Consider the following 24537-nt stretch of genomic DNA (forward strand, 5'->3'; position numbering starts at 1 on the left):
AAGGCCTCCCAATACTGACATTGGACCATCCAGGGTGGATGGCACTTCCGGGTGGATAGAGGGCCGGTTACCGCCAGGTGACGCCCCGATCGGGGCTGAGGAAGAGACGGCCATCCTCTGTACCGGCCCAGAGCATCTGGCCGTTTTCGCCGGCCAGCCACAGGGCTGTAACCACGCCCTGGAGGGCACGCTGTCCCCAGCCCCCTCCCTGGGCGGTATTCAGAAAGGACAGGCCGGCGGGCGTGCCGGCGTAGAGCAGCCTGTTGTCACCGTCGTAGGCCAGGGCGCGAATGTCCAGGCTGACGATGCGCCCGTTGACCATCCCATTCTGGCCGGCCCACCCCTGTCCCCCATCCCGGCTGAGGAAGACGCCCCGGTCCGTGCCCAGGTAGAGCTCGCCCGGCCCCACCGCCAGCGCCTGCCCCTGCCCAGGCAGGCGGTCGCTGAGGAGTGCCCAGCTTGCCCCTCCATCTTCACTGGCGTAGAGGGCATCGCCGGTCAGGCCCCAGACCATGCCCATGCGCGGTGCAGAGGCCAGGGCGACGAACCCCTGGCCGTTTCCCATGGCGGGGCGCCAGGTGTTGCCGCCGTCGTCGCTGCGCCATAGCCCCGTGCCGGTGGTTGCCAGCCAGGATGTGCCGGCCGTATCCAGCGCGACCACGGCCTGGGCTGCTTCGGCCAGCCCGGTGCGGACCCAGCGACGGCCGTCGCCGGATCGCTGGACACCGTCGCCCGTGGCCACCATCCAGACTTCCCCGCCGGCAGCAATGGCCTGGATGGGGGTCTCGAATTGGGCCACGGGTATGTTGGCCAGCTGTCGATTGCGGCCGTTGAGGTAGAGGACCGCGACCACCACCACCCAGGCCAGGACCAGGGCGACCACCATCCCCCACCAATAGCGGCGTCGCCCGGTGTCGGCCGACCGGGCCTCGGGGAGGGAGATGGGTGGAACGGTCGGGGTGGCCTCGGCTGTCGGCGTGGGGGGATCGGGCCGGAGGGGGACGTCTGGCCCCAGGGCCGGCGAAGGCGATACCCCGGTGGCCGGCCCTGGGCCCTCCGGTCCGTCGTCCGGAACCGGCGGCAGGGCCGTGCCGCAGGCCGCGCAGAAGCGGTGCGCCGGCGCCGCGGGCGTCGCACAGGTGGGACAGCGACGAACCAGCCCCGCTTCCATGGGGCCAGCGGCGGGGAGGGGGGGGACCCGTCGCATGGCCAGAATCTCGTCTTCCAATTGACGGTCCAGGTCAGGCGGGATGATCCACCCATCCGGCCACCTCTTCTCCGCCTCAGCCCGACGGGATTGGGCCCGTTGGAGCCCGGCACGCAGCGGAGCTGCCAGCGACCGGTAGTCTGACTCGGAAAGGTTGCCCAGCTTTAGATCGGTGGCCAGGTCCCGCAGCGCCTCCAGGGCCAGGAGCTCTTCCTGGCGCAGGGCCTCGACCTCGCCCGACGGCGCATCGGCCGATACCCACGGCCAACGCGCCTCGCGCAGGAGGGGCCAGATGACGAACGCGCCGCTTCCCAGACCCAGCAAGAGCAGAACCAGCTCGGTCATCGGGAAAATAACTCCTCGTCGTATTGGGCCAGCAGATCCCGCACTTCATCGTCCAGGGCATCGCCGGATCCGTCGGTCGTCGCCGGAGTCGATACCGCCGCCGGTTGGGCCCTGGCCATCCGCCAGAGGGTCCAGGTGAGGCCCAGGGCCGCCACGGCAAAGGCCAGCGCGGGTGTGATCCAGAGCCAGAGGTTGAGGCCGCTGCGGGGCGGTTCCCGCAGAATGCGTACGCCGTAGCGTTCCACAAAGTAGGCGATGATCTGCTCTTCCTCCTCGCCGGCCGCCAACTTCTCGGCGATGAGGCGGCGCATTTCCGCGGCCAGTTGGGAGTTGGAAAAGGCCACCGACTGACCTTCGCAAATTGGACATTGGAGCTGGTCCGCGATCCGGATCAGGCGCTGGTCGGCGGAGAGGGCTTCTGGCGAGGCCTGGGTCACCTGCAGGTTGGACGCGAGTCCCCTTCCCAGCAAGGCCAGCCCGACGGCAACCAGCACCAGGGCGCCCAGCAGCACGACGGTGACGCCGCGCTGGGAGGACAACCGCACCTCGATGGGGTCTTTGGGGTGGTTAGACATGGCTCACTGCCTCTCTGCTCACCGTTTGCCTGTTCCCCTGGGGGACTGGACGTGGCCGGGGCTGACGGGGTGGCCACCAGGCGACCAGGCCCCCCACGGTCAGGACCAGCCCACCCAGCCAGATCCAGATCATCATGGGGTTGACGAAGAGGAAGAAACTGGCCCCGTTTTCGTCCCAGCCCGTGAGCACCACGTAGAGGTCTTCCAGGAGGGTGGAACGGATGGCGATGGCGCTGGTTGGCTGCTCCTCAAAGCCGGCCAGAAAGCGCTTCCCCGGCTCCAGCACCGTCCACAGGGCGCCGTTTCGCTCGACCCTCAGGCGGGCTGTGACCACTCGTTCGGCGGGCGTGCGGCGCTCCTCCAGCGCCAGATAGGTCAACTGATAGCGCCCGATGGCCGCGGTCTCCCCCGGGGCCAGGGTTACGCCCCGCTCCAGTTTGAAGAACTGGCTGCCCACCACGCCGAAGGCAATGAAGACCAGCCCGGCATGCACCAGGTAGCCCCCGTAGCGGCCCCGCGCCCGGCTGACCAGGCGCCCGGTGGCCTGCAACCAGGGCTCACCCGTGACCGCCCGGCGGGCACTGATGGCCCGCACGTATTCCTGGATAACGGACATGGCGGTGAAGGCCGCCACGGCAAAGCCCAGGGCAGGCCAGAAGGACCGCAACACGACCAGCAGGCCACCCAGGCTGACACCCAAGAGGGCGACCGGCCAGCGGAACCGGGCCCACAGTTGGGCGCGGGTGGCGCGACGCCAGGGCAGCAGCGGCCCAATGCCCATGAGCAACATGAGGGCCAGCAGCAACGGACCGTTCACCTGATTGTAGAAGGGCGGCCCCACGGTGATCTGGACGCCGCTGACCAGTTCGCTGAGCATGGGGAAGAGCACGCCCAGGGTCGTCACAAACACCAGGCTGATCAACAGCAGGTTGTTGAAGAGAAAACCACTCTCCCGACTGAGCAAACCGTCCAGTCGATACCGGCTCTCCAGCTGGGGCAGACGGTAAACCACGGCCGCCAGGCTGACGATCAGCACCGTGCCCAGAAACGCGAAGAACCAGGGGCCGATGCTGGACTGGGCAAAGCTGTGCACCGAGGTGATGACGCCGCTGCGGACGATAAAGGTGCCGAAAATGGAGAGCCCGAAGGCCAGGATGACCAGGACCAGGGTCCACACCTTGAACATGCCTCGCTTTTCGGTGATGATGGCCGAATGCAGGTAGGCGGACGCGGCCAGCCAGGGGATCAGGGCCACGTTCTCCACCGGATCCCATCCCCAGTAGCCGCCCCACCCCAATACCCGATAGGCCCACCACGAGCCAAAGAGCAACCCCAGGCTGAGGATGCCCCAGGCAGCCAGGGTCCAGCGCCGGGTGGCCCGCAGCCAGCCGGCATCCAGCTGGCCGCTGAGCAGGGCCGCCATGGCGAAGGCGTAGGGAATGCTCATGCTCATGTAGCCGGTCAGCAGCAGGGGCGGATGGATGGCCATGCCCGGGTCCTGCAGGAGGGGGTTGAGGCCCCGGCCGTCCAGGGGGATAAAATCCAGCCGCTTGAAGGGGCTGGCAACGAAGTTCAAGAGCAGTAAAAAGAAGAGGGCAATGACCATCAGCACGGCCATGACCATGGGCATGAGCCGATACTGGCTGCGCCAGTGGAGGGTGAGGGCGATGGAGGTAAAGATGCCCAACCCCGTGGCCCAGAAGAGCAGACTGCCGGCGTTGCCTCCCCAGAAGGCCGTCCAGGTATAGAGCAGGCTCTGGCTGTTGCGGGTATTCTGGAAGACATAGAAGACGCTGTAGTCCCGGGTGAGAAAGGCATAGACCAGTGCGCCACTGGCCACCAGGAGCAGTCCTGTGACCACGTGCACAGCGTGGCGGGCCGATAGCAGCCATCCTGGGCGGCCGGGTGCCCCCGGGGCGCGGTCACCCAGGATGGCGACCACGATGGCGTAGACGGCGAAAACCGGCGCCAGCTGCAGGGCGCCGGCCCCTACGTTGACCATGTCCAGTGAAAGTGGCATAGACCTCTCCAGTTACTCTCCAGTCAGTAGAACAGCCTGTATGTCAGCCGTTGGATGAAGATATTCACATAGAAGAAGCGGCCGCTGAGGAACAGCAGGCCCATCCCCACCAGCAGCCCACCGCTGAGGCGGGTGATCCAGGGCCAGATCCGCCTCAGACGGCGAGCAGTGCCCAGGATCCAGCCGGCGGCCACGCCGCTGATCACAAATGGCACACCCAGTCCCAGGCTGTAAGCCAGGAGCAGCCAAATGCCCGTGCCCACGGTGGCCGCGCTGCTGGCGTAGAGCAGGATGCCGGCCAGGATGGGGCCGATGCACGGCACCCAGCCGAAGGCGAAGGCCATGCCCAACAGCAGGGGCGCGCTCGGCCCCCATGCCTGCAGGTTGGGCTGAAAGCGCCATTCCCGGGCCAGGCCGGGCAGGCGCAGCACATCTGCCAGGATCAGGCCCATGGCCACCATAACGGCACCGGTCAGCCGGTTGAGGGGCTGACGGTAGGCTTCCAGCAGCCCGCCAAACAGGGCCGCGCCGGCCCCAAGGGTGACAAAGACCAGGGTAAAGCCCAGCACGAAGACCAGGCTGGTGACTGCGGTCTGCATCAGGGCTTGAGGTCGCTCCACCGTCGGCGATGGTGTGCGCCCGCCGGTGGAGACGCCGGAGATGAAGGAGAGGTAGCCCGGCACCAGCGGGGCCACGCAAGGGGAAAAGAAGCTGAGCACGCCAGCGCCGAAGGCCAATAGCAGGCCGATCTGGGGCAGCCCTTCCATCACTCACCCGCTCCTCCGGCCGCCAGGGCTGCTTCGATGCTTTGCTCCAGGGTCGTTCGGTTGATGGCTCCGATGACCCGGCGGCTGAGCAGGCCATCCGGGGTGACAAAGTAAGTTTCGGGTACACCTGTGAGGCCGTACTCCACCGCAATGCGGCCCCGTTCGTCGATCAGGTTGGGAAAGGTGATGTCGAATTCGGCCAGGTAGGCCCGGGCGTCCTGCTCGCTATCCCAGATGTTGACGCCCAGGAAGACCACGCCCCGATTTTGGTAGCGACGCCAGGTCTGTTCCAGGATGGGCGCTTCCTCCCGGCAGGGCAGACACCAGCTGGCCCAGAAGTTGACCACCACGACTTCGCCCCGAAGATCGCTGAGTTGAATCTGACTCTGCCCTCGGAAGGGTGTATAGAGGGGACCGCCGAAGTCGGCGGCCACCTTCTGAAGGGTTTCCACCTGCAGCGGGCCCTCGTTGGTGCCGAAGGGGCTGACGCCCCCGGCCTGCCGGAAGAGTCCCCACCCCAACAGGGCCAGCAAGGCAAACAGGGCCAGGAAGACCGGCGCCCAGGTCAGGGCGCGGCGTGCCGCCGGCGGGGCTCCTGTCCCGTCATGGCGTGGGCCGGACAGAGGTTGGCTATCGTGTAACTTTTGGGTCATGGGTGCCACCTCCGGTCAGGAGGGAGGGACCGGTCAGCCCCTCCCTCGACGACTGCTACGGCTGCTGGTTGAGCGCCGCTTCGATGATTTCCTGAAAAACGGCGAAGGGCTGGGCGCCTTCCACTTTGCGGCCGTTGATGAAGAAACCGGGCGTGCCCGTGACGCCGGCCCGCTTCCCTTCTTCGAAATCGGCCTGTACCTCGTCGGCGTAGGTGCCTTCGTCCAGGCAGGCGTTGAACGCCGCCGGATCTAATCCCAGTTCGACGGCATAGCCCTTGAACACGTCCACCGCGTTGGGGTTTTCGGCCCACTCGTCCTTGCCTACGAAGATGCGGTCGTGCATGGGCCAGTACGCTCCTTGGGCGCCGGCGCATTCCGCTGCCTCGGCGGCGGCACGGGCCTGGGCGTGGAGGCTGTCGATGGGGAAATCTTTATAGACGAAGCGAACCTTGCCCGTCTCCACGTATTGGGCATCGATCAGTGGTTTCGTCTCCTGGAAAAAGCGCTGGCAGAAGGGACACTGGTAGTCGCTGAACTCCACCAGGGTCACCGGCGCATTGGGGTCCCCCTGGACGGCGAACTCCTCGGGCTCGAACTCTGTATCGGGTGGCACAGGGGTGGGGGCCAGCGCGTAGCCGGGGGGAAGCTCCTTCCCGGTGGCTTCGGCTTTGAACGCCTGGATCAGCCCGGTGAAGGTCTCTGCCGGCATAAAGCCGGGGATCAGGCGGCCGTTGAGGATAAAACTGGGCGTGCCCCGGAAACCGAGCTGCTGGGTCTCCTGGTAATCGGCGCTGATGGCCTGGTTGGCTTCATCCGAATCCATGCAGGTGGCCAGGGCTTCGGCGTCATAGCCCAGACCGGCGGCTGCGTCCAGGATCCGCTCCCGGAGCTGGCCCTGACTTTTCCAGGCCGACTGGTTGTCGAAGAGCCAGTCGTGGAGGGACCAGAAGTCGCCCTGCCAGGCGGCGCACTCGGAGGCCAGGGCCGCGGTCACCGAGTCCGGCCCCAACACGGGGAAGTGCTTGTAGACAAAGCGCAGGTCGCCGGCCTCGATGAGGGGCACCAGCTCGGGCATCACCTCCGCCTCGAAGCGTCCACACCAGGGACACTGGAAGTCGCTGTATTCCACCAACACCACGGGGGCGTCGGGGGCGCCCTTGCTGGTGGCGGGCTTATTCGTATAGCGCTGCCAGTTGGGGAGGGGCGCAGGCAGTTGGATGACCTGCTGGGATTGGGCCGGGGTGGGCGTGGCTGCCCCTGCGCCCGGTGCCGCATCTTGGACCGGTGCCGCCACAGCGGTCAGGGTGGCTTCCACGGCGGCCGCGATGGTCTCCTGCCTGGCAACAGGATCGTCGATGCCGGTACAGGCGGCGAGCCCTGCCGCAACGGCGAGGAGGAGAAGGGCGATGAAGATGCTCTTGTGGGTCGGTGGATTCATTGGATTGCCTCGCTCAGCTAAATTTCATCGGGTGATAGTCGCTACAAGCCGTTGACGCTTTCATCGACTTTGGGCGCTCCTTCCAGATGAGGAGGACGGGCATAGTAGGAGAGCACGTACATGGCTGTCAGGATAGCGAGTAACGCGTATACCTGGGCGGTACGAATGCCCGGCCCCCAGGTAGTGGGGTTGGCGCGGAATGCGGTGAAGAAGAGCTCGACTGCCCCATAAACCAGAAGTGCCTTCCAGAAGAGCTGGCCGGGGCGGACATCCTGGCGTTGCCACCAGAGGACAGCCAACCCCACCAGCAAGGCCCCGGCCACATAGAGCTGCACCGGGTGACGGGCTTCACCCCAGAGCTGCACCGCCCAGGGCACCTCGGCCGGCACGCCGTAGGCGTCGCCGGTCAAAAATTGGCCCAGGTTCCAGATCACCAGGGCCGCCAACGCGCCCATCGCCCCCGCGTCGGCGATCACGGCCAGGGGGAGTTGATGGCGGCGGCTGTAGAAAACCACCACCGCCGCACCGAACCCAATCCCCGGCCACCAGGCCAGCGTCCCCGGCCGCAGGGAGAAGAGCAATGTCGGTTCGGCCAGGTAGAGATCAAAGTAACGCATGGCGTAGGCGACGCGCGCGGCCACCAGCCCGGCCAGCAGGCCCACAAAGGTCGCGTTGTTGAAGGCCTCACTCCAGGACGCTGCGACCTTTTCCTTGCCGGCGAAACGGCGGATGGTACGGCTTCCCACTTCGCTGCCCACCGCAAAGGCGAGCAGGGCTGCCAGGGGGGCAACGGGCAGGGTCAATCCCAAGAAATGCAAGACTGGCCACATGCTTCTTTGCTTTCTCCTTGTTTTTTCCGGAGTTATCAGTGACTCCCCTGTAAAAAGGGCATTTTTCAACGCAAAGGCGCAGAGGGCGCAAAGCCGCAAAGAAACGCAGGAGAGAATTGTTCTAATCAGCGTTTATCTGCGTGGGGCAGCGTCCAATTTGACCTTTTTGCAGTAGAGTCATCGGTTCTCCAGAGACACCGATCCCCATGCGAAACAGGGGGTGGGGCAGGGGTGGCGTGAATCCGGCGCGGTTCATGGACCGGCCGTGATTTTGTTCACGCCACCCAGCAGGGCTGCCTCGTCCAGGGGGCCTCCCACCACAATGTCCTGAATGCGTCCGCTCGGGTCGACGAAGACGGTGGTCGGTATCGCTCGCACGTTGTAGCGAGCTCCCACCTCTTGCTGCCTGTCCAGTAACAGCGGAAAAGTGGTTCCCACCTGTTCTCGGGCAAACCGGGCCACGACACTGGCCTGTTCACCCTCGTCGATTCCCAAGACAAGAACCCCACCCCGGCCATATCGCTGCCAGATGGCTTCCAGGGCGGGCATCTCCCTTCGGCAGGGGGGACACCAGGTGGCCCAAAAATTCAGAATGACCGGTTTGCCCCGCAGGTCCGACAGGCGGACGCTCCCATCTTCAAGGCTGGTGAGACGGAAGTCCGGGGCCAGGAAACCGGCCTTGGGGGCCTCCACGTCCTGGCCCATCAGGCTGGCGTCGGTGACCCGACTCAGGTTGATCCAGGCCAGGCCGAGCAGGAGGACCACGATCATCAGCCCTCGCCAGTAGGTGGCGGGCAGGCCCTCCTCGCCGATGGAGCGGGGGGATATGGGCGATATGTCTGTTTTGGACATGGTGGTTTCGTTGCCATCCTTTGGGTCGACAATCCACTCCCGATTTGTCGGGCTTCACTATAGATAAAAGGGAGGGGCATTTTCAAGGAGGCCCTCCCTTTCCCTGGGGCCGAGGCGCTTGGAGGGCGAAAAATGTCATGGAATCCGACACCGTTGTCGGATATGCGACAGGGTCGCCCCATGGCCGGGGTGAGGAAGGCGAAATCGTCTGTTCGTAGCAAATGGGGAACCGATGGGGCAAATCCTACACTGGGGGAAGGGGCCGCCCAGAGGGGAGGGGCGAATCTTTCCGAGATCCTTTATTTCTCGGCCGGCCTATGGTAAAGATGCGGGTGTGGACGGAGCGTATAGCCCGGCCAGTCGCGCTCCAGATTGACGCCAGCGTGTACTGGTGTGAGGTTGGTGATCTACGGCATTGACTGAAATCCTTTCGGGAGAGACTGATGACAGGTACACGGCGGATCAAATCTTCTGGCCGACCGGCACGGCAAAAGACAGCCACCCGACGACGGCAGGATGCCGATCGGATCGTCATGGGGGGAGCGGCTTTGCTGGTGGCCCTGGCCCTTCTGGTTATTTACATCAACGTGCGCAGTTCCCGGCCCGTGGGCCCGGAGAAAGAGGTTCCCTCCTTGGGCAATACCCACCTGGCGCCTGGGGCCCTTTCGCCCATCCAATATAACAGCACGCCGCCTACCTCCGGCCCCCACTACGGAGGGCTGGTCTCCTGGGGCATTTACCGGACACCCCAGCGCTATGAACAGCTCATCCATAACCTGGAGGACGGTGGCGTGATCATCTACTACCAGTGTGGGGAAGAAGGGTGCCCAGAGCTGGTTGACCAGCTGGAGGCGCTGGTGCAGGAGCATCTGGATCTGCAACAACGGGTCGTGTTGCTCCCCAACGATCCCACCTGGACAGACGGTGGCCCGATTCCGCTGCACCAGGATATGGGCAGTCGCATCGCCCTCACCGCCTGGCAGCGCATCGACAAATTCGACGAATTTGATGCCGGGCGCATCCGCCAGTTTATCGCACGCTATCAAGGGGTTGATCACCACCGGTAAAATTCCAGGCGTTATCAAACTGCGGAACTGTTCACCATGCAGATTCGATCCACAGATTTCGCAGATGGCACAGTTTTTTTGACCCTGTCTGTGTTATCTGTGGAGGAAAATCAAGTGTAGAGGCAAGAAAGGAGATCTATGCAGCTCGAAGAGCTATGGAAGCCAATGGCCTGGCGGGCATGGCTGGCCACGCGCCGACGTCCCCGGACGGTGCACCCGGGTAGCCGATTTTGGGAGGTGGATGCCGTACGCGGCCTGGCCGTCGTCATGATGGTGATCTACCATCTGATGTACGACCTCTACTACTTCCAGATCACCGACGCCATCTTTACGGTGCCCTTTTGGTTTTACTTTCAGCGCACCACGGCCAGCACCTTCATCCTCCTGGTGGGGATTTCCCTGGCGATCCTGTACCAGCGGACCCAGGCCAGGGGGGAGCCAGGTCGAGTCCTCTGGCGGCAAAATTGGCGACGAGGCGTGCGCATCTTCGGCTGGGGGATGGTGATCACAGCCGTCACCTGGCTTGTCCTGGGTCCGCGGCTGGCGATCAAGTTTGGGGTGCTCCACTTCATCGGCGTCTCCATCGTGATGGCCACCCCGTTCCTGCGCTTTCGCTGGCTCAACCTGGGGCTGGGTGTGCTGCTGATCCTGGCCGGCAAGGTTCTGCAGCGCGGGACCTTCGACTGGCCCTGGCTGGTGTGGCTTGGCTTCGAACCGGCGAACCACGTCTACGTGGACTACTTCCCGGTCATCCCCTGGTTTGGCGTCGTGCTCATCGGTCTCTTTTTGGGTAACCTGCTCTACAATGGCAAGGCCCGGCGCTTCCGCCTGCCCAACCTGTCCGACTGGCCGCCGGTGCGCGGGCTGGAATGGTTGGGGCTGCGCTCGCTGACCATCTACCTGCTGCACCAGCCGGTGCTTTTGGCCATCCTTCTACCGTTGCTACGGCTGCTGGAGATGGCTCGGTAGGGGGGTGTCCGGTTGTCCAGTTGAATGAGAGACGTTCGACCTCTGCCAGAGGTTGAACTTCCAACCCACCAGTTACCGGTGGATGGGCCAGTAGGATGGTAGGCATCGTCTATTGTACAGGGGGAAGTGGAAGCAACATCGAGTAATCCAGAAAACCCCTGGCCGTCGTTTTCTAGGATGGAACGATGACTCCACTGCAAAAAGGGGGATGGCATCGCAGCGATCGCGGAGAACGCAGCGTTTTCAAGGAGAAACGCTCCACTCAGTTGGGGCAAGAAGGGAGGTCAGAGATGCAGACTTACAAAATTGTGCAAACAACCCAACTCAGAGGGCTTTTGAGCTTGCTGGTCGCGAGTGGGCTGTTGCTGGCGGCCTGTCAGTCAGCCGTGCCTGCGTCGCCAGCCACATCCGTACCCACCAATACGCCAGTACCGTCAACGTCCACACCTGAATCCATACCGACTGCGGAGGGCCAGGAAGCCCAGAAGGCGGAGGCCAGGACAGTCCGGGTTTCGCTGACTGAATTCACGATTGAAATGCCGAATACGGTTCCAGCAGGGCCAACCCTCTTCGAGGTGACCAATGAGGGTTCCTTCGCGCATAACTTCAAGATTGAAGGCCAGGGCATTGAGGAAGTATTCCAGACCACCCTGGCACCCGGCGAAACCCGCACCATGCAGATCGAGTTGCCGCCAGGTGAGTACCGGGTATATTGCCCCGTAGATGGGCATGCGAGGCGCGGGATGGATCTGCAACTGAGCGTGTCAGGGGCTGCTGAGACATCCCAGGCTGAGGCGACTCCTGCGCCGAGCTCGGAAGGTGCGGACGAAGAGAACGGCAGCTATGGTGGCTACCGCTATTAGCGCTGTCAGGTAGATAACTGTTCTACTCCTTGTGGGCCACCATCAGCTTGAAAATGCCGCCCCTGCCCAGATCTTCCACCCGATCCAGATGCAGGCCGCTGGCACGGACATTCTCCACGGTACGTCGATTGATATTGGCGCCCATGACCCGCACCACCAGGGGATTGACCAGGTCCATCAACGTCCCCAGGACCGGGTTGGCCGAGCGCACATGTTCCAGCAAGAGGAGCTGACCGCCCGGTTTGAGCACCCGACGTATTTCCTGGAGGCCCAGGATTGGGTCCGGTACCGAACAAAAGACGAAGGTGGCTACCACGTCGTCAAAGGAATCGTCGGGATAGTTCAGCGCCTGGACATCCCCCAGTTGCAGGTCTACTTTTACCCCCAGGGCCTGGGCCCGGCGCTGGGCCCGCTTGAACATGCCGGGGGTGAGATCGATGGCTGTGACTTCTGTGCCTGGTGGATAGAAAGGCATGTTTTTCCCCGTGCCCACGCCCACCTCCAGGATGTGGGGGCCCCTGGTAAGGGACCAGAGCCGTTCTCTCCACCCCTGGTAGCGTCTTTCAGCCAAAGCCTCCATCCAGTCGTAGAGGGGAGCGATCCGTTGATAGCGGGCTCGGGTTTGTTCCGTCGCGGCAGCATTCACCATGGTCGTTCTTCTCCTTGGGGTCACGAGGTTGTCCCGCACTTCAGTGCGGGACAAGGGATGACTGGAGTCTAAACCAGTCTGTCGGGATTTACCAGGTGGTTTCTACCTCTCGGATGTAGAGTGAGACCTCTACCGGGCTCATGCGATGGATGCAGGCTACGTCCATATCAGTGGCTCAGTGGCTCCTGCTCAGGTGCTCCTGCGGCTGTTTTTCCCGGGAGTGGGTCGTCGCAACCCCAGACGCGCGGGTGAACCAGCCGCTCTCCGTCAGGTACCTGCCCATGATCCGGTGGGTCAGCGCGGGCCTGGCGCAGATCTGCCCGGCCAGCGCCAGCAGCCATTCGGGTGTGTGCGCCACCAATGTCTGCAGGGTCAGCAGGCGGGCCTGGAAGCGCTCGTTACCGCGTACCTGTAACCGGTACAGTGCCTCCGCCTCCTGTCGGGTGAGGGAACCGGCCAGCACGCCGGCAATGGCGCGGCCGCAGTGAATGCCGTGAAAGATGGCTGTGCGGATGCCCTCGCCGCTCAGGGGCAGGCAGTGGCCGGCGGCGTCGCCCACCCGGAAGACTCCATTCACCACCGGCGCGCGCGGCGCGATCACCAGAACCCCACCGTGGGTGTCGCCAGGGGAGAGGTGGTAGCGGGACAGAAAGTGGGCCAGCACAGGCCGTAGCTGTAGACTTTTGTCGAAGCTGCCGACGCCAAAGCGGGTCGTCTGGCCACAGGGGAAGATCCAGGCATAGCCGTTGGCCACCAGGGCTTTCTCCACGTAGAAGTGGAGCCCCGGTGCATCCCAGGTGATGGGCAGTTCGGTCTCCAGGCCGTAGCCCCGGGGGGCTTGCGTTGGGGTGTCTGCGCCCGGCTGTGATCGCCATCCCGAGGCATCTACCACGAATGAGGCCTGTACCCGGCCCCGCGTCGTGGCGGCGAAATCTGCTCCCATCTGCGTGACCCGGGCCTGCCACACGTCGGCGTTCGTCTGGGCCAGCATCTCCTGGCAGAAGCGCCGGTAGTCGAAGGTCACGAACGGATCGCGCAGGGGGAAGCGGACTTCCCGCTGACCGATGTGCAGCACCAGGGTGCGATGTACAGCCTGGATGGACCGTTCAGCGCCGACTGCCTGCACCGTTTGCAGCGGGGTGCCACAGGCGGACATCGGGTGGGATCCGATGGGGTACTGGTCGACCAGCAGAACCCGGTGATCCGGCAGTTGCATGGCGACGGCCAGGCCAGCAAAGCTCCCTCCCACGATCACCACGTCAAAATGCTCATCCATCAGCTTTTCCCCCGGACCAGAACCAGGCCCAACCCGAGGCTGAGCAGCAGGCCGACCCCGATCACGCCCCATTCCAGCAGAGACTTGCTGCGATCCAGGGCCATCAACGCGGCCGAGGGTTCGGCAGGGACGGCCGCACCCTCGCCGGCCTCCACGGTCAATTCGGCCGTGAGTGTCTCGCCCTCGCCGCTGACCGCGACCACCTGGTAGATGCCGGACGACACATTGGCGGGGATGGTAAATTCCTGATGGAAGTCCTCGTCGTCGCCCACGGTCACCGTGCCCAGAGTAGTCTCGAAACCAACGCCTTGCAACGAGATGGTGAATTCCTCACCGGCCTCGACGCCCTCCCCCTTCACGTTGATAGAACCGCCGGGGACCACGACCGCTGGCTCCACGGTTATCTCGGCCCCGCCGTGGGCCAGGGCGGGGACCGCGGGGAGCAGCATCAGCCCCAGGAGCAGTACCGCGCCCATCTGCCAGAGCCGGCGGAACGATGCTTGCCTAGCCATACCGGTCCTCCTTCTTTTCCACGGGCACCGGAAGGGTTGCCGTGCGATGGAGCATGCGCGCCATGCCGGCCACGGTCACGATCATCAGGACGGCGCTGGCGACCACCTGACCCACGTCCAGAACGGTCATGGTGGCGCCGGCCGCCACAGCTTTGCTCTCCATCCACAGTTGGCCGGAGGCGAAGGTGGCCAGGGCCAACAGCACGAGAAAGGTTGTGGTGATTCTCTTCATGGGGTCACTTCCTTGTCGAATCGTTTCGTGCCAACCTGCGTTTATCCCGGGTTCGATGCAAGCCCCTGAGGAAATCACCCCATCAGGTGGGGCGCGGGCCGGCTCAGCCAGGCGTAGCCAGCCAGGGCGATCAGCACGACCAGCAGCAGGGTGGCGGCCGCCACTATCCAGCGCCGTCGCCGGGGCGAGAGCCAGGGGCTACGGTCCACGAAGGGCACCAGCGCCAGCAGGGCAAAGAGGACACCGCTACCCACCAGCAGGCCCCGGATGCCAAAGACGTCTTCCAAGGGATAGAAGGGCAGGAACATCCACGGCGGCTTGGTCACCTCGGCGCCGGGAACACCGGCCTGGCCCAGAGGCGCTGGCCAGGCCAGGGCCAGTACGCCGACCAAGGCGAAGAGCAGGAGGCCGTAGCCGGTCATCCTGCGCAGATGCACCGTGAAGCGGGAGCTTCCCTGCTCCTTCGTAGGCGGCCCTGAGGTGGCATCCACCGTTGCCTTAGGGGAGATGCCCAACTGCTTGATCAGGTAGATATGGGCGATGATGAGCAGGGTGAAGGCGGCCGGCAACAGGGTGACATGGCCCAGATAGAGGCGGGTGAGAATCGGGACGCTGCGGCTAAACTCACTGGTGAACCAGACGCCCCATAGCCCCAGCAACTCGCCGATCTCCCGGTTGTGGGCCAGGGCCTCCACCCCCTCCTGATCCCACTTCAACACGGTACCTGTGAAGACAAAGCCCAGGGTCACGGCCAGCAGTCCGAGGCCCACCAGCCAGTTGATCTCGCGCGGCCGTTTGTAGCTGGCGGTGGTGAAGACCCGGATCAGGTGCAGCAGCGCCGTCACCACCACCAGGTTGGCCGTCCAGAAGTGGACGCTGCGGATAAAATCGCCAAAAGGGACCTGGGTAATGATATAAATCACGCTGTCATGGGCGTTGGCCGGATGGGGGTGGTAAAATTGGGCCAGCAACACCCCCGTGGCAATGAGGACAAGGAAGCCAAAGAGGGTGATGCCGCCTAGCAGGTAGGGCAGGCTGTTGGCGTGTTCGGGTACCGGGTAGGCCAGCCCCGACAGCCCCAGCCGCTCGTCCACTTTCTCCCAGAACGAATGTGAGTCGATCCGCACGTTGCGGTCAGTCGTGATGGTGGTCATGGTCATTCTCCTGATTCAGTCGCACCGCGGACACAGCCTGTCAGGCCCTTCTGGAGGGGGCCGGTGCCCATGTATCCTGCTGGCACGGCTCCACGATGTACTTCAGCGATGCCAATGGGAGTAGCCAGTCAGGCAGAGGCCCCAACAGAGCAAGAGCAGCGCCACCAGGAGGCTCACCGCCGTCGCGCCGGCAACCCTGGCGCCAAAGAGCGGCGTCACGATTAGACCAATGGCGACCAGGCTGCACAGCCAGATGACCAGGAGGATAGCCATAGTCTCTGAAGATGTAAAGCGATGGAGCCACTGTTTGAGGCCGTTCACGTCGTCTCTCCTTGACCGGCGTACTCCAACCGGCCGATGGGGTCTCTGATCGTACGGTAACCCATTGGGGCATCGCGCTCATCTGGCGTGGCTGCTGCCGATGGATCCAGATCATTCCTCTGCCTTGGCTGCCATGGTCGACAGTGTGGCCTCATCCGGTGGCACCCTCAGGCCAGAGAGGCGGGGCCAGAAGGCCGGCACCTGCGCTCGATAGGCCCGGTAGGCCTGGCCAAGCAGAAATTCCGGGTTTCCTCTGGGCGTGTCACCTCTGGTTGCAACTGTCGGCGAATTTCTGCCGGGATTTACTACCAGCATTATCGCGTGTTTCCCGAGCCCTCTACACCGTGCGATGGCGCACCGATGGGAAGCAGAATTGCCTGTTTTCCCCATCGTTTGATTGGCCGGTTTGAGGTTCTATCCTTCTGGCCTGCCGTATCCCGCCCGGTCGATGGCGGCCTGGATCTGGCCAGGGTCGATTTGGGTCGGGTCATAGTCGATGTAGGCCACCTCGGTCACCGGATTGACGTACACCTGGCGAATTCCCGCCACCCGCGCCAGCCGTCGTTCGAGGACCAGGGCGTCGCTGGCGCTACAGCCAAGCTGGTAGACCGGCAGCACCAGGTGTTTGCTGGTCTGCCTGCCAGTTCCTGTTTGTGTCTGCATGGATTAGCCTCCTCACTTGCCATTCAAGGAATGGTCGTAGCGCTGCTGCGCGGCGGCCACTGGCCGGTGACGTCGTCCAGGCGGGGCACGTCGCCGCCGCTGATGCGCCAGCCCCGGGACGTTCGAATCAACGCCAGATTCTGGGTGACCACGGCGCTGTAGATGGGCAGCCCGTTGCGTACCACGCTGAAATGAAGCCGGTACGTCACGCGAGCCAGCTTGTTTTCTTCGTGGACTGCCACGCTCTCCACGTCAAAACTGTGGAACTGCACCTGGTCGCTGCTGCCCAGTTGATCGGCAAAAGTCTGCAGCGCTTCCCACGTCTCGCCCAGGCCGGCCGCGTTGGCCCCTTCGTCCGGGGTGGCGAAGAACGGCTCGACGGCGTTCAGGTTGCGGCGATTCAACCCGGACTGTACGGCATCCGCCAGCTCTTCCACCGTTTGGCGCACGGCGCGTTCATTGTTGCTACAAGCTGTCAGCCACAACGGAACGACGATCACCATCAGACTGATCCAAAGCCACCGTTTTCTCATGGCGTCACCTCGCTTTCAATGGGGCACGCCTCGGACAGAGGCTGCCTCTCTGGCTACATCCGTCCTACGGCTGATCCACCAGACGCCTGCCAGGATCAGCGCCATGCCCGCCCCTTCGACCAGGCTCATCCGCTCGCCGAAGAAGACAGCGCCCAACAGGAGCGCAAAGGCCGGCGTCAGGAAAGTAAAGGTGTTGAGGCGGGTCAGCTCGCCCCGATGCAACAGGGAAAACCAGAGCCCAAAGGCCAGCGCCGTGCCCAACAGGCTCAGCACCAGCAACACGGCCACGAAGGTGGGCGCCCACGTGATCTGAACGGGCGACTCGAAGATCTGCGCGGCCAGGGAAAGCGGCACGCTGCCCAGGACAAACTGCCAGCCCGTGGCCATCCACAGGTCGACCTGCCCGGCCAGTCGTTTGAGCAGGACGTTGCCCACGGCCACGCCCAATGCTCCCAGCAGCACGTAGGCCACACCCAGCGGCGTACTGTTGGCGTTGCTGCCGAAGCCGGGCAGGGCTACCAGGATGATGCCGGCGAAGCCCAGTGCCAACCCCATTCGACGACGGGGCCCCAGTCGTTCCGCCAGCACGAAGTAGGCCAGACCTGCCGCTATCAAGGGTTGGGCGTTGGCAATGACGGTGGCCAGGCCGGGGCTGACGGCGCCGCCGGCCAGGAACATGCCTGTAAAGCCCAGGCCAGTGGCGCTGAGGCCTGCACCCAGGAGGGCCAGCCATGTGTTGGCATCTCGGGGTAGCGGGCGGCGTAGCACAGCAGCGACGGTTAGCAATCCCGCACCCGCTATCAAGGAGCGCAAGGCGGCAAAGGCCAGGGGAGGGGCCGCGGCCAGCCCGGTGGCGATGAGTGGGTAGCAGAGCGCCCACAAAAACGTCACTGCAATCAGGCGGGCCCGATCGCCGGCGCTGAAGGCCGGGCGGGCGGCTGCCGCCGGGGCAGAAATGGTCTGGAATGGTCCACGCTGGCGACTGTTGGCGCTCCTGGTTGTGATCTGCATGAGTTATCGGTTCGCTTTCAAAGATTTGATTGGATTTTAGGGTCTGTCAACCGGTTCAGGATCTGCCCGCACAACAGCAGTAACAACACGCCGCCCAACAGGACGCCGACCTGCCAAAGCCGCCGGGATTAGGCCCAGGATCTCCTGAATACGGGCGGCGTCCAACGTTTCTTCGTGCAGCAAGGCGGTGGCCAGTTGATCCAGTTGGGCACGGTACGTGGTCAGCAGGTCCACCGCCTGTTGGTGTGCATCCTCCAGCAAGCGCTTTACCTCCTGGTCGATCAGACTGGCCGTGGTCTCGCTGTACTCCCGTTCCAGGGCCAGGTCCCGGCCCAGAAAGGGGTGAGTTTCGCCGGTCCGGTAGCCCACAGGACCTACCGCCTCGCTCATCCCCCAGCGGGCGACCATGCCCTGGGCCAGCCAGGTGGCCTGCAGGAAATCGTTCTCGGCGCCGCTGGTCATCTGCTGCAAGGCGACCTCCTCGGCGGCCCGCCCGCCCATCAGGACCGTCAGCCGGGTAAGCAGGTCGTCACGGCTGTGGTTATAGCGCTCTTCCTGGGGTAACTGGGCCGTCAGGCCCAGCGCCCGGCCATGGGGGATAATGGTCACCCGATGGACAGGGTCGGCGCCAGGAAGCAGGCTAGCGATCAAGGCGTGGCCAGCTTCATGATAGGCCACCGTACGGCGTTCCCGTTCGTCCAGGAGCGGGCTGCCTTCCACGCCCAGCACGATCTTGTCCAGCGCATCCTGGAAATCGACCATCTCCACCTGAATCTTGTTGCGGCGGGCGGCGATGAGCGCCGCTTCATTGCACAGGTTGGCCAGATCGGCGCCCGCAAAGCCGGGAGTCGCCCGACTCAACATGGCCAGATCCACGTCATCCGCCAGGGGCATTCCCCGGCTGTGAATGCGGAGAATGCCCTCGCGGCCCAGCCGGTCCGGCAGCCCGACGACCACCTGGCGGTCGAAGCGGCCGGGGCGCAGCAGCGCCGGGTCCAGCACGTCGGGCCGGTTAGTGGCGGCGATGACGATCACGTTATCACCATGGTCGAAGCCATCCATCTCTACCAGCAGCTGGTTGAGGGTCTGCTCGCGCTCATCGTTGCCGCCGCCGAAGCCGGCGCCGCGCTGGCGGCCCACTGCATCCAGTTCGTCCACGAAGACGATGCTGGCAGGCGTCTCTTTCGCTTTTTTGAAGAGATCGCGCACCCGGCTGGCGCCCACGCCCACGAAGACTTCGACAAATTCCGAGGCGCTGATGGCATAGAAGGGCACCTGGGCTTCCCCGGCCACCGCACGGGCCAGCAACGTCTTGCCGGTGCCGGGGGGGCCGACCAGTAACACGCCGCGGGGGATCCTGGCTCCTAGCCGCCGGTACTTGGCTGGAGATTTGAGAAAGTCCACCACCTCGGCCAGTTCGAGTTTGGCCTGTTCCACGCCGGCCACGTCGGCAAAAGAGATCCGGGGCCGGGCGGGATCATACTGGCGGGCCTTGCTGTGGGCGAAGTCGAAGATGCTGCCCTGGGCTTGGCGCATCTGGCGGGCCGAAGTGTAGAATAGCCCGACCAGCAGCAGTAGGGGGAGACCGTTGACCAACAGCATCGCGGGCCATGGTGTGCCGGCTGCGCGGGCAGTCACCGCCACGCCCTTGGCCTCCAGCAACGGCAGCAGGCGCGCATCCTCTACGGGCGGCAGGGTGGTGGCGAAGGTCATATGTTCCACCGGTTCGATCTGTTCATCCGGCGCCCAGAGAATGGGTTCTTTGAACGTGCCCTGCACCTGCTGGTCCTTGATCTCCACCTGGGCCACGTTGCCAGCCTTCACCTGCTCTAGAAAGGCGGTGTAGGGCAGCTCAGCCCGTAGTGCTTCATGTGGAATGAACAGCCAGAAGTTCAACAATAGAGCAATCAAGGTCAGTATCAGCCAGAACCAGCGGGAAAACCGCGCCCCCTGTGGCGGCCGTTCATTTGGGTCGTCTTGACCGTATTGCATGGAGGGTCCCATTGTACTTACCCCCTTGCTTCGAGATGTCTGGAACTCAAGCGCACTGGGTTATACAAAATGTAGCACAGCGTCTCCTGGGACATCAGCGCCAGTCTGCAGGTTTGATCCCCGCAATTTGGCCCGGTCCTGGGGCGTGTTGACATCTTTGAAGCCATATTGGCAGAGGGCTTTGGGGTAAAGTTTGTTCAGGCTCTGCAGGGTGGGCAGGACGACTTTCGGTGCAAAGGGAAGGGAAGCATATGCAGCAGCCTCAACGCCCCGGCCAATAAAAAGGTAGTGTCGCCGGTTGCATCCGCGGCGGAGCCCTGCGGGCTGTTCCAGAAGAACTGCAAAGTCATTAGCGTCTTCGCGGCTGCCTCAGCATGTATTAAATAGGAATGTTCAATGCCGATGGTGTTATATGCACCCCTATCCTACACATTGGATTCGGCGCGGGCAGCCCCAGGACGGCGCCACACGTACACCAGCAGCGGCAGTCCCATGGCCACTGCGGCCAGACTGATGAGCTGAGCCTGGTTCAGGCCAAAGGCAATCGGGCGGTAGGCACTCCAGAAGGTGATGAGGAAGCGTCCGCTGGAGTAGAGCAGCAGGTAGATCAGAAAGATCGCACCGTCCGGGAGATTTCGTTTGCGCAGTTGCCACAGCAAAGCGAAGATGCCCACATTCATGATCAGTTCGTAGATCGGCGTGGGCGTGTAGTAGACGCCCAGCTCGGGCACCAGGGCGTGGGGGCTGGTGTAGGCAATGCCGAAGGGGCCGGCGGTGGGTTTGCCCATGGCGTCGCCGGTGATCACACAGGCGATCCGCCCGAGGCCCTGGCCCAGGGCCTCGGCCGGCGCCAACGTGTCCAACAGGACCGGCACCCGCCAGCCGCGCCGCCAGGCCAGGACAACCAGCGCTGTCAGCCCGCCGAACACGCCGCCCCAGATGGCCAGCCCGCCCTGCCAGATGTAAAGCACCCGAATCGGATCCAGGCTGTAGACGTGGTCCCAGTGGTCGGCCACGTGGAAAAGGCGGGCGCCGACGATGCCCGCCGGCACGAGCCAGATAGCCAGATCGTCGATGACCTCTCGGCCCAATCCCCGGCGTTTTGCCTCGCGCCTGGCGACCCAAATGCCGACGAGAATGGCGAGCAGGATGATTAGACTGTACCAGCGCACGGTAAAGTGGCCAATGGTGAAGAGAATGGGATCGATGGGCATGGTGATCATGATCAATCTTCAGTTTCGAGCCTTCGCTGACGCACCTGTGCCCGCAGCAGGCGCGCGGTTTCCTCGGGGAGGGCGGTGGAGATGCTGATGCCGCTGCCCAGTTCGAAGCCGGCCGGGGTGGTGAGACGGGGGACGATCTGGACGTGCCAGAGGTAGTAGTTCAAGTGTGCCTCCCCTACCGGCGCCGTCTGGATCACGTAGTTGAAATCCAGGCCCTGCAACTGCGCCGTCAGCGCCCGCAAGGTGTCCCGCAGCACAACGGCCAGGTCGGAGAGCTCTTCGTCTGCTACATCGCCGAAGGCAGCCACATGCCGATTGGGCAGGATCCAGGTCTCGTAGGGTGCTTGCGGAGCGAACGGCTGCAGTACGGTGAAGTGTTCGGACTGAAAGACGAGGCGCTCGCCAGCGGCGATTTCGGCCTCACGCAAGTCACAGTAGATGCAGCGACCTGTGTCGTCGTAGTAGGCACGGGCCACGTCGTGCTTGCGACGGATCGGCGGCGGCACCAGCGGGGTGGCGATCAACTGGGAGTGGGGATGGGCCAGGGACGTTCCCGCCCCTTTGCCCTGGTTGCGGAAGATCAGGATGATCTTGAGGCGGGGGTCGTGGCGCAAGGCGTTGTAGCGTGTCCGGTAGGCCACCAGGACGTTTTCCACTTCAACCGCTTCCATCTCAGCCAGGGGACGGGCGTGATCAGGCGTCTCGATGCTCACTTCGTGGATGCCCACGCCGTCCATCCTCGTGAAGAGGGCGCCCTGGTGGCGGCGGGTCAGGCTGCCCGTGGGGGTGAGCGCCGGGTACTTGTTGGTGACCACCCGCACCTGCCAGCCCGCATGGGTGCCAATCCGGAAGGTTTCCTCTTCGGGCGTGCGCTGTTCGTTGCCCGGACAGAAGGGACAATCCGGATCCCATGCCGGCGCCATGGGGCGCTGGTGCTGTGGGAAATCCTCCGGGCGTTTCGCCCGTTCTGGGGCGAGCAGGACCCACTCCCGTGTGGTGGGGTCCTGGCGGAATTCAGACATGGGATGTTATCTCCTCATCCAAGATCTGGCGAAGGCTGGCGATCAGACAACCTGCACGGTGTATTTGTCCGGCCGGCAGCAGATGTCCTGCCCGTCACAGTCTACATGGGTACAACGGAAGATGAAGTGGACTTCCTGCACATCGGCTGGAAAGGGCCCCAGCGTGTGCTGATAACGGCACACGCCGGCCATCACACCGCCCACGGGCACCATTTCGGCCGTCTGGGCAGGTAGGGCGTCTGGCCACCAGGTGAGGGTGCCTGGACAGTTGGTGCGAATCACCAGCCGGTCTCCGGAGGAGACCTGCGTCACCGGATCGACAAAGCTCCACACCACGGTGTGCGGTACGATATGCCGGTTTAAGTCCGCGGGGACCGAGACCCCGAGCATCTGGTAGACGCTCTTCAGGTGGGTGCGGAACAGATCGTCAAATTCTGGATCGTTGCCCGAGTTCTGGTCCTCGCCGAACCACCAGAACCAGTCGCTGCCTTCGGCGATGTAGAGGGCGGTGAACAGGGCTGGGGCGACATCGGGGGCGGCCCTGAGGTGGTCGAGCAAGGTTCGGGCCTCTCCTAGCAGTTGCCAGGCCAGGTTCTCCTCTCCCTCGCCGATCCAGGTGCCCAGGTCCACACCCGGCATGGACCCATTTTCGTCGATCCAGGAACCGGTGAAGAGATCGTACACTTTTGTCTGTTGCGCCGGCGGATGCGGGGGAATGTTCCGCCTGGCATTGCCCTCCAGGTATTCGGCGAAAGTGACCGTCTGGATGGCGGTCTCTTGCTCCAGCAAGGTGTAGAGGGCGTGGAGAAAAGGCCGGGCATCCTCCCGGTACGCGCCCCAGGCGTTCTCGCCATCCAGGATCACCGTCAATATCCGGTCCTCGTCGCTGCGGAGCGGTCGGACGAATCGCTCCTGGATCTGGCCCAGGAAGTCCCGGGCTGCCTGCTGGGCGTCGGGGTAGGCATGGTAGTGGAAGCCGATGGCGTCGGAAAGTTGGGTATCCCGGAAGAAGACGCTCAGGGCAGCGTCCCCCTCCTCGGCCCGGTAGGGTTGACAGAGCACATCAGGGTTGTCCACGTCGTAGCCCCAGCGTCCAGAGCGGGCCAGTACACCCCGGTCGGTGGCGATCCAATGGATGCCGTCCCGTGCGAAGAAGGGCACCACTGCCTGACTGACCGCGCCCTCGGCAGGCCACATCCCCCGGGGTGTCCGTCCAAACCAGCGTCGGTACGCTTCCACGGCCAGCTGAACCTGGGCTTCGGCATCCTCAGGGTGGGCGAAGCGGGGTGGAAACGTGGTTCCGGGTCGGTCGATGGTCGCCTGGTCCGTGTCCACCAGCAAGGGAAGGATGGGGTGATAGAAGGGCGTGGTTGAGACCTCGATCTGTCCCTGTTCCTGAAGCTGACGGTGGATGGGGATCACCGCCCGCATGATCTTATACTGCTCGGCGACCATCGCTTCCATGTCGGCTGTGCTGAAATGGTGTCCTTGCTGCACGAAACGGTTCACCGAGGCGACCTCGTTCGTCACCAGGGTCACCTCCCCCTTGCGGAACTCCTGGCCGAACCAGGCCAGGTTGAACCACATCTGCAGATCCCGCAGGTCCTGAACGGTGAAAGGGCGGCCCTCTCGCCGTTGGATGAAGAGCTCTTTGTAGCGGGGATGGGGGAAGATCTGGTTGTGCCAGTCGGCATCGAAAAAGTTGGCGAGGACGAATTCCCGCTCCCCGTCGGTCAGGGTCTCGGCCGGCTTCAGGGTCAGATCCAGGGCGCGGTCGGTGGCGCCCCGTTCCACGTAGTCCTCGATCTGCCAGAGCAAGGCCGGCGTGAGATTGATGGTCAGGTGGAGGTCAGGGTGCTCCGCGACCAGGGCGGCCATCGAGTAGTAGTCGCGGATCGCGTGCAGGCGCACCCACGGGTAACGATAACTGCCCGCCTGGGTGGGATGGGCCAGCTCCTTGTAGACCGGCTGGTGTTGGTGCCAAAGGAGGGCCAGGTAGAGCTTGGGGCCCACTCGAAATGACGCCACATCGCTGACCCCATGGCTGTTGGGCCCGTGGCCTTCCATGAGATAGCTCACTCGATCGCCCGGGTCAAACGGGCCCAGCTCAGCCCGCCAGTAACTGTTCACACCGGCGTTGTATTGCCAGGTGGCGGCCACGGTGCCCTGGCGGGTGGTTCCATCTGCCTGTTCCACCCTATACACCACCTCGACCTGCTGCCCCAGTTCAATGGGCCAGGTGCCTATGAGTAGGGTCACGCGTTCACCGGGGCTGACCCGGTGGGGGGAGCGTGGTGCATCCGGGGTTAGATGCCAGACTTTCATCGTTTCCTCCGGCTCCGACCGTCTTCAGGTTGTTGCAG

24 protein-coding genes are annotated in these 24537 nt (G+C 63.9%); 3 read left to right on the forward strand and 21 right to left on the reverse strand.

The annotated features are described in order from the left end of the window. Positions 1 to 67 precede the first annotated feature (67 nt). From FKZ61_RS07640 to FKZ61_RS07675, 8 genes are all read right to left on the reverse strand, one after another. Positions 68 to 1552: a hypothetical protein gene (locus tag FKZ61_RS07640; RefSeq protein WP_141609491.1), complete on the reverse strand. Its 1485-nt coding sequence runs from the start codon at positions 1550 to 1552 to the stop codon at positions 68 to 70. Then, the gene (locus FKZ61_RS07645; RefSeq protein ID WP_141609492.1) at positions 1549 to 2127 is read right to left on the reverse strand and encodes a cytochrome c-type biogenesis protein; all 579 of its coding nucleotides are present in this window, start codon (positions 2125 to 2127) and stop codon (positions 1549 to 1551) included. Before FKZ61_RS07645 ends, FKZ61_RS07640 begins: the two co-directional genes overlap by 4 nt. After that, positions 2120 to 4147, reverse strand: coding sequence for a heme lyase CcmF/NrfE family subunit (locus FKZ61_RS07650; RefSeq protein ID WP_141609493.1), 2028 nt, complete (start codon positions 4145 to 4147; stop codon positions 2120 to 2122). The genes FKZ61_RS07645 and FKZ61_RS07650 overlap by 8 nt, the downstream gene beginning before the upstream one ends. Before the next feature lie 23 nt (positions 4148 to 4170). Continuing rightward, complete coding sequence (locus tag FKZ61_RS07655; RefSeq protein WP_141609494.1) at positions 4171 to 4914, reverse strand: cytochrome c biogenesis CcdA family protein; 744 nt, start codon at positions 4912 to 4914, stop codon at positions 4171 to 4173. Next, entirely contained in the window at positions 4914 to 5567 is a 654-nt protein-coding gene (locus tag FKZ61_RS07660) for a TlpA family protein disulfide reductase (RefSeq protein ID WP_141609495.1), read from the reverse strand. Before FKZ61_RS07660 ends, FKZ61_RS07655 begins: the two co-directional genes overlap by 1 nt. Before the next feature lie 55 nt (positions 5568 to 5622). Continuing rightward, on the reverse strand, positions 5623 to 7005 hold the full coding sequence (locus FKZ61_RS07665) for a DsbA family protein (protein ID WP_141609496.1): 1383 nt from the start codon (positions 7003 to 7005) through the stop codon (positions 5623 to 5625). Between the two features lie 41 nt (positions 7006 to 7046). Next, positions 7047 to 7835, reverse strand: a complete 789-nt coding sequence (locus FKZ61_RS07670; protein ID WP_141609497.1) for a prolipoprotein diacylglyceryl transferase — start codon at positions 7833 to 7835, stop codon at positions 7047 to 7049. Positions 7836 to 8087: 252 nt separating this feature from the next. Beyond that, the gene (locus tag FKZ61_RS07675) at positions 8088 to 8687 is read right to left on the reverse strand and encodes a TlpA disulfide reductase family protein (RefSeq protein WP_141609498.1); all 600 of its coding nucleotides are present in this window, start codon (positions 8685 to 8687) and stop codon (positions 8088 to 8090) included. A 443-nt stretch (positions 8688 to 9130) separates the two neighbouring features. Between FKZ61_RS07675 and FKZ61_RS07680 the strand changes: the two genes are divergently transcribed. The 3 genes from FKZ61_RS07680 (at position 9131) to FKZ61_RS07690 (ending at position 11586) form a co-directional block, all read left to right on the forward strand. Then, positions 9131 to 9754 carry a DUF3105 domain-containing protein gene (locus tag FKZ61_RS07680; RefSeq protein ID WP_141609499.1) on the forward strand — a complete coding sequence of 208 codons (624 nt, stop codon included), beginning with the start codon at positions 9131 to 9133 and terminating at the stop codon, positions 9752 to 9754. A gap of 138 nt (positions 9755 to 9892) precedes the next feature. Then, a complete protein-coding gene (locus tag FKZ61_RS07685; RefSeq protein WP_141609500.1) occupies positions 9893 to 10723 on the forward strand; it encodes a heparan-alpha-glucosaminide N-acetyltransferase in 831 nt (276 codons plus the stop codon). Between the two features lie 185 nt (positions 10724 to 10908). Beyond that, positions 10909 to 11586, forward strand: a complete 678-nt coding sequence (locus tag FKZ61_RS07690; protein ID WP_141609501.1) for a cupredoxin domain-containing protein — start codon at positions 10909 to 10911, stop codon at positions 11584 to 11586. 22 nt (positions 11587 to 11608) lie between these two features. Here FKZ61_RS07690 and FKZ61_RS07695 read toward each other — a convergent pair whose 3' ends face one another. The 13 genes from FKZ61_RS07695 to FKZ61_RS07755 form a co-directional block, all read right to left on the reverse strand. Then, a complete protein-coding gene (locus FKZ61_RS07695; protein WP_141609502.1) occupies positions 11609 to 12235 on the reverse strand; it encodes a class I SAM-dependent methyltransferase in 627 nt (208 codons plus the stop codon). Positions 12236 to 12410: 175 nt separating this feature from the next. Then, positions 12411 to 13511 (reverse strand): NAD(P)/FAD-dependent oxidoreductase, encoded by a 1101-nt coding sequence (locus FKZ61_RS07700; protein WP_170199406.1) that lies wholly within the window; start codon positions 13509 to 13511, stop codon positions 12411 to 12413. Further along, positions 13511 to 14023, reverse strand: a complete 513-nt coding sequence (locus FKZ61_RS07705) for a hypothetical protein (RefSeq protein ID WP_141609504.1) — start codon at positions 14021 to 14023, stop codon at positions 13511 to 13513. The genes FKZ61_RS07700 and FKZ61_RS07705 overlap by 1 nt, the downstream gene beginning before the upstream one ends. Beyond that, on the reverse strand, positions 14016 to 14255 hold the full coding sequence (locus FKZ61_RS07710) for a hypothetical protein (RefSeq protein ID WP_141609505.1): 240 nt from the start codon (positions 14253 to 14255) through the stop codon (positions 14016 to 14018). Before FKZ61_RS07710 ends, FKZ61_RS07705 begins: the two co-directional genes overlap by 8 nt. A 74-nt stretch (positions 14256 to 14329) precedes the next feature. Continuing rightward, positions 14330 to 15409 carry a cytochrome b gene (locus tag FKZ61_RS07715; protein WP_170199408.1) on the reverse strand — a complete coding sequence of 360 codons (1080 nt, stop codon included), beginning with the start codon at positions 15407 to 15409 and terminating at the stop codon, positions 14330 to 14332. A gap of 102 nt (positions 15410 to 15511) precedes the next feature. Continuing rightward, the gene (locus FKZ61_RS07720) at positions 15512 to 15730 is read right to left on the reverse strand and encodes a hypothetical protein (protein WP_141609507.1); all 219 of its coding nucleotides are present in this window, start codon (positions 15728 to 15730) and stop codon (positions 15512 to 15514) included. A 414-nt stretch (positions 15731 to 16144) separates the two neighbouring features. Then, on the reverse strand, positions 16145 to 16393 hold the full coding sequence (locus FKZ61_RS07725) for a cation transporter (protein WP_141609508.1): 249 nt from the start codon (positions 16391 to 16393) through the stop codon (positions 16145 to 16147). Between the two features lie 23 nt (positions 16394 to 16416). Further along, the gene (locus FKZ61_RS07730; RefSeq protein ID WP_141609509.1) at positions 16417 to 16842 is read right to left on the reverse strand and encodes a hypothetical protein; all 426 of its coding nucleotides are present in this window, start codon (positions 16840 to 16842) and stop codon (positions 16417 to 16419) included. Positions 16843 to 16941: 99 nt separating this feature from the next. After that, complete coding sequence (locus tag FKZ61_RS07735; protein ID WP_141609510.1) at positions 16942 to 17937, reverse strand: DMT family transporter; 996 nt, start codon at positions 17935 to 17937, stop codon at positions 16942 to 16944. A 36-nt stretch (positions 17938 to 17973) separates the two neighbouring features. Then, a complete protein-coding gene (gene ftsH / locus FKZ61_RS07740; RefSeq protein WP_141609511.1) occupies positions 17974 to 19941 on the reverse strand; it encodes an ATP-dependent zinc metalloprotease FtsH in 1968 nt (655 codons plus the stop codon). Between the two features lie 413 nt (positions 19942 to 20354). After that, positions 20355 to 21152, reverse strand: a complete 798-nt coding sequence (gene lgt, locus FKZ61_RS07745) for a prolipoprotein diacylglyceryl transferase (protein WP_141609512.1) — start codon at positions 21150 to 21152, stop codon at positions 20355 to 20357. Positions 21153 to 21154: 2 nt separating this feature from the next. Beyond that, positions 21155 to 22174: a galactose-1-phosphate uridylyltransferase gene (gene galT / locus FKZ61_RS07750; protein WP_141609513.1), complete on the reverse strand. Its 1020-nt coding sequence runs from the start codon at positions 22172 to 22174 to the stop codon at positions 21155 to 21157. Between the two features lie 42 nt (positions 22175 to 22216). Further along, entirely contained in the window at positions 22217 to 24499 is a 2283-nt protein-coding gene (locus tag FKZ61_RS07755) for a glycoside hydrolase family 57 protein (RefSeq protein ID WP_141609514.1), read from the reverse strand. Between the last annotated feature and the right edge of the window lie 38 nt (positions 24500 to 24537).

This window comes from Litorilinea aerophila, assembly GCF_006569185.2.
Classification (GTDB): Bacteria; Chloroflexota; Anaerolineae; order Caldilineales; family Caldilineaceae; genus Litorilinea; species Litorilinea aerophila.

Coding starts and splice junctions, on each gene's coding strand:
- FKZ61_RS07685 (WP_141609500.1), top strand. CDS start 9,893: ATGCAGCTCGAAGAGCTATGGAAGCCAATGGCCTGGCGGGCATGGCTG.
- FKZ61_RS07710 (WP_141609505.1), bottom strand. CDS start 14,255: ATGAAGAGAATCACCACAACCTTTCTCGTGCTGTTGGCCCTGGCCACC.
- FKZ61_RS07695 (WP_141609502.1), bottom strand. CDS start 12,235: ATGGTGAATGCTGCCGCGACGGAACAAACCCGAGCCCGCTATCAACGG.
- FKZ61_RS07655 (WP_141609494.1), bottom strand. CDS start 4,914: ATGGAAGGGCTGCCCCAGATCGGCCTGCTATTGGCCTTCGGCGCTGGC.
- FKZ61_RS07640 (WP_141609491.1), bottom strand. CDS start 1,552: ATGACCGAGCTGGTTCTGCTCTTGCTGGGTCTGGGAAGCGGCGCGTTC.
- ftsH (WP_141609511.1), bottom strand. CDS start 19,941: ATGGGACCCTCCATGCAATACGGTCAAGACGACCCAAATGAACGGCCG.
- FKZ61_RS07690 (WP_141609501.1), top strand. CDS start 10,909: ATGACTCCACTGCAAAAAGGGGGATGGCATCGCAGCGATCGCGGAGAA.
- FKZ61_RS07700 (WP_170199406.1), bottom strand. CDS start 13,511: ATGGATGAGCATTTTGACGTGGTGATCGTGGGAGGGAGCTTTGCTGGC.
- FKZ61_RS07715 (WP_170199408.1), bottom strand. CDS start 15,409: ATGACCACCATCACGACTGACCGCAACGTGCGGATCGACTCACATTCG.
- FKZ61_RS07665 (WP_141609496.1), bottom strand. CDS start 7,005: ATGAATCCACCGACCCACAAGAGCATCTTCATCGCCCTTCTCCTCCTC.
- FKZ61_RS07725 (WP_141609508.1), bottom strand. CDS start 16,393: ATGCAGACACAAACAGGAACTGGCAGGCAGACCAGCAAACACCTGGTG.
- FKZ61_RS07675 (WP_141609498.1), bottom strand. CDS start 8,687: ATGTCCAAAACAGACATATCGCCCATATCCCCCCGCTCCATCGGCGAG.
- lgt (WP_141609512.1), bottom strand. CDS start 21,152: ATGATCACCATGCCCATCGATCCCATTCTCTTCACCATTGGCCACTTT.
- FKZ61_RS07650 (WP_141609493.1), bottom strand. CDS start 4,147: ATGCCACTTTCACTGGACATGGTCAACGTAGGGGCCGGCGCCCTGCAG.
- FKZ61_RS07670 (WP_141609497.1), bottom strand. CDS start 7,835: ATGTGGCCAGTCTTGCATTTCTTGGGATTGACCCTGCCCGTTGCCCCC.
- galT (WP_141609513.1), bottom strand. CDS start 22,174: ATGTCTGAATTCCGCCAGGACCCCACCACACGGGAGTGGGTCCTGCTC.
- FKZ61_RS07755 (WP_141609514.1), bottom strand. CDS start 24,499: ATGAAAGTCTGGCATCTAACCCCGGATGCACCACGCTCCCCCCACCGG.
- FKZ61_RS07660 (WP_141609495.1), bottom strand. CDS start 5,567: ATGACCCAAAAGTTACACGATAGCCAACCTCTGTCCGGCCCACGCCAT.
- FKZ61_RS07735 (WP_141609510.1), bottom strand. CDS start 17,937: ATGCAGATCACAACCAGGAGCGCCAACAGTCGCCAGCGTGGACCATTC.
- FKZ61_RS07680 (WP_141609499.1), top strand. CDS start 9,131: ATGACAGGTACACGGCGGATCAAATCTTCTGGCCGACCGGCACGGCAA.
- FKZ61_RS07705 (WP_141609504.1), bottom strand. CDS start 14,023: ATGGCTAGGCAAGCATCGTTCCGCCGGCTCTGGCAGATGGGCGCGGTA.
- FKZ61_RS07645 (WP_141609492.1), bottom strand. CDS start 2,127: ATGTCTAACCACCCCAAAGACCCCATCGAGGTGCGGTTGTCCTCCCAG.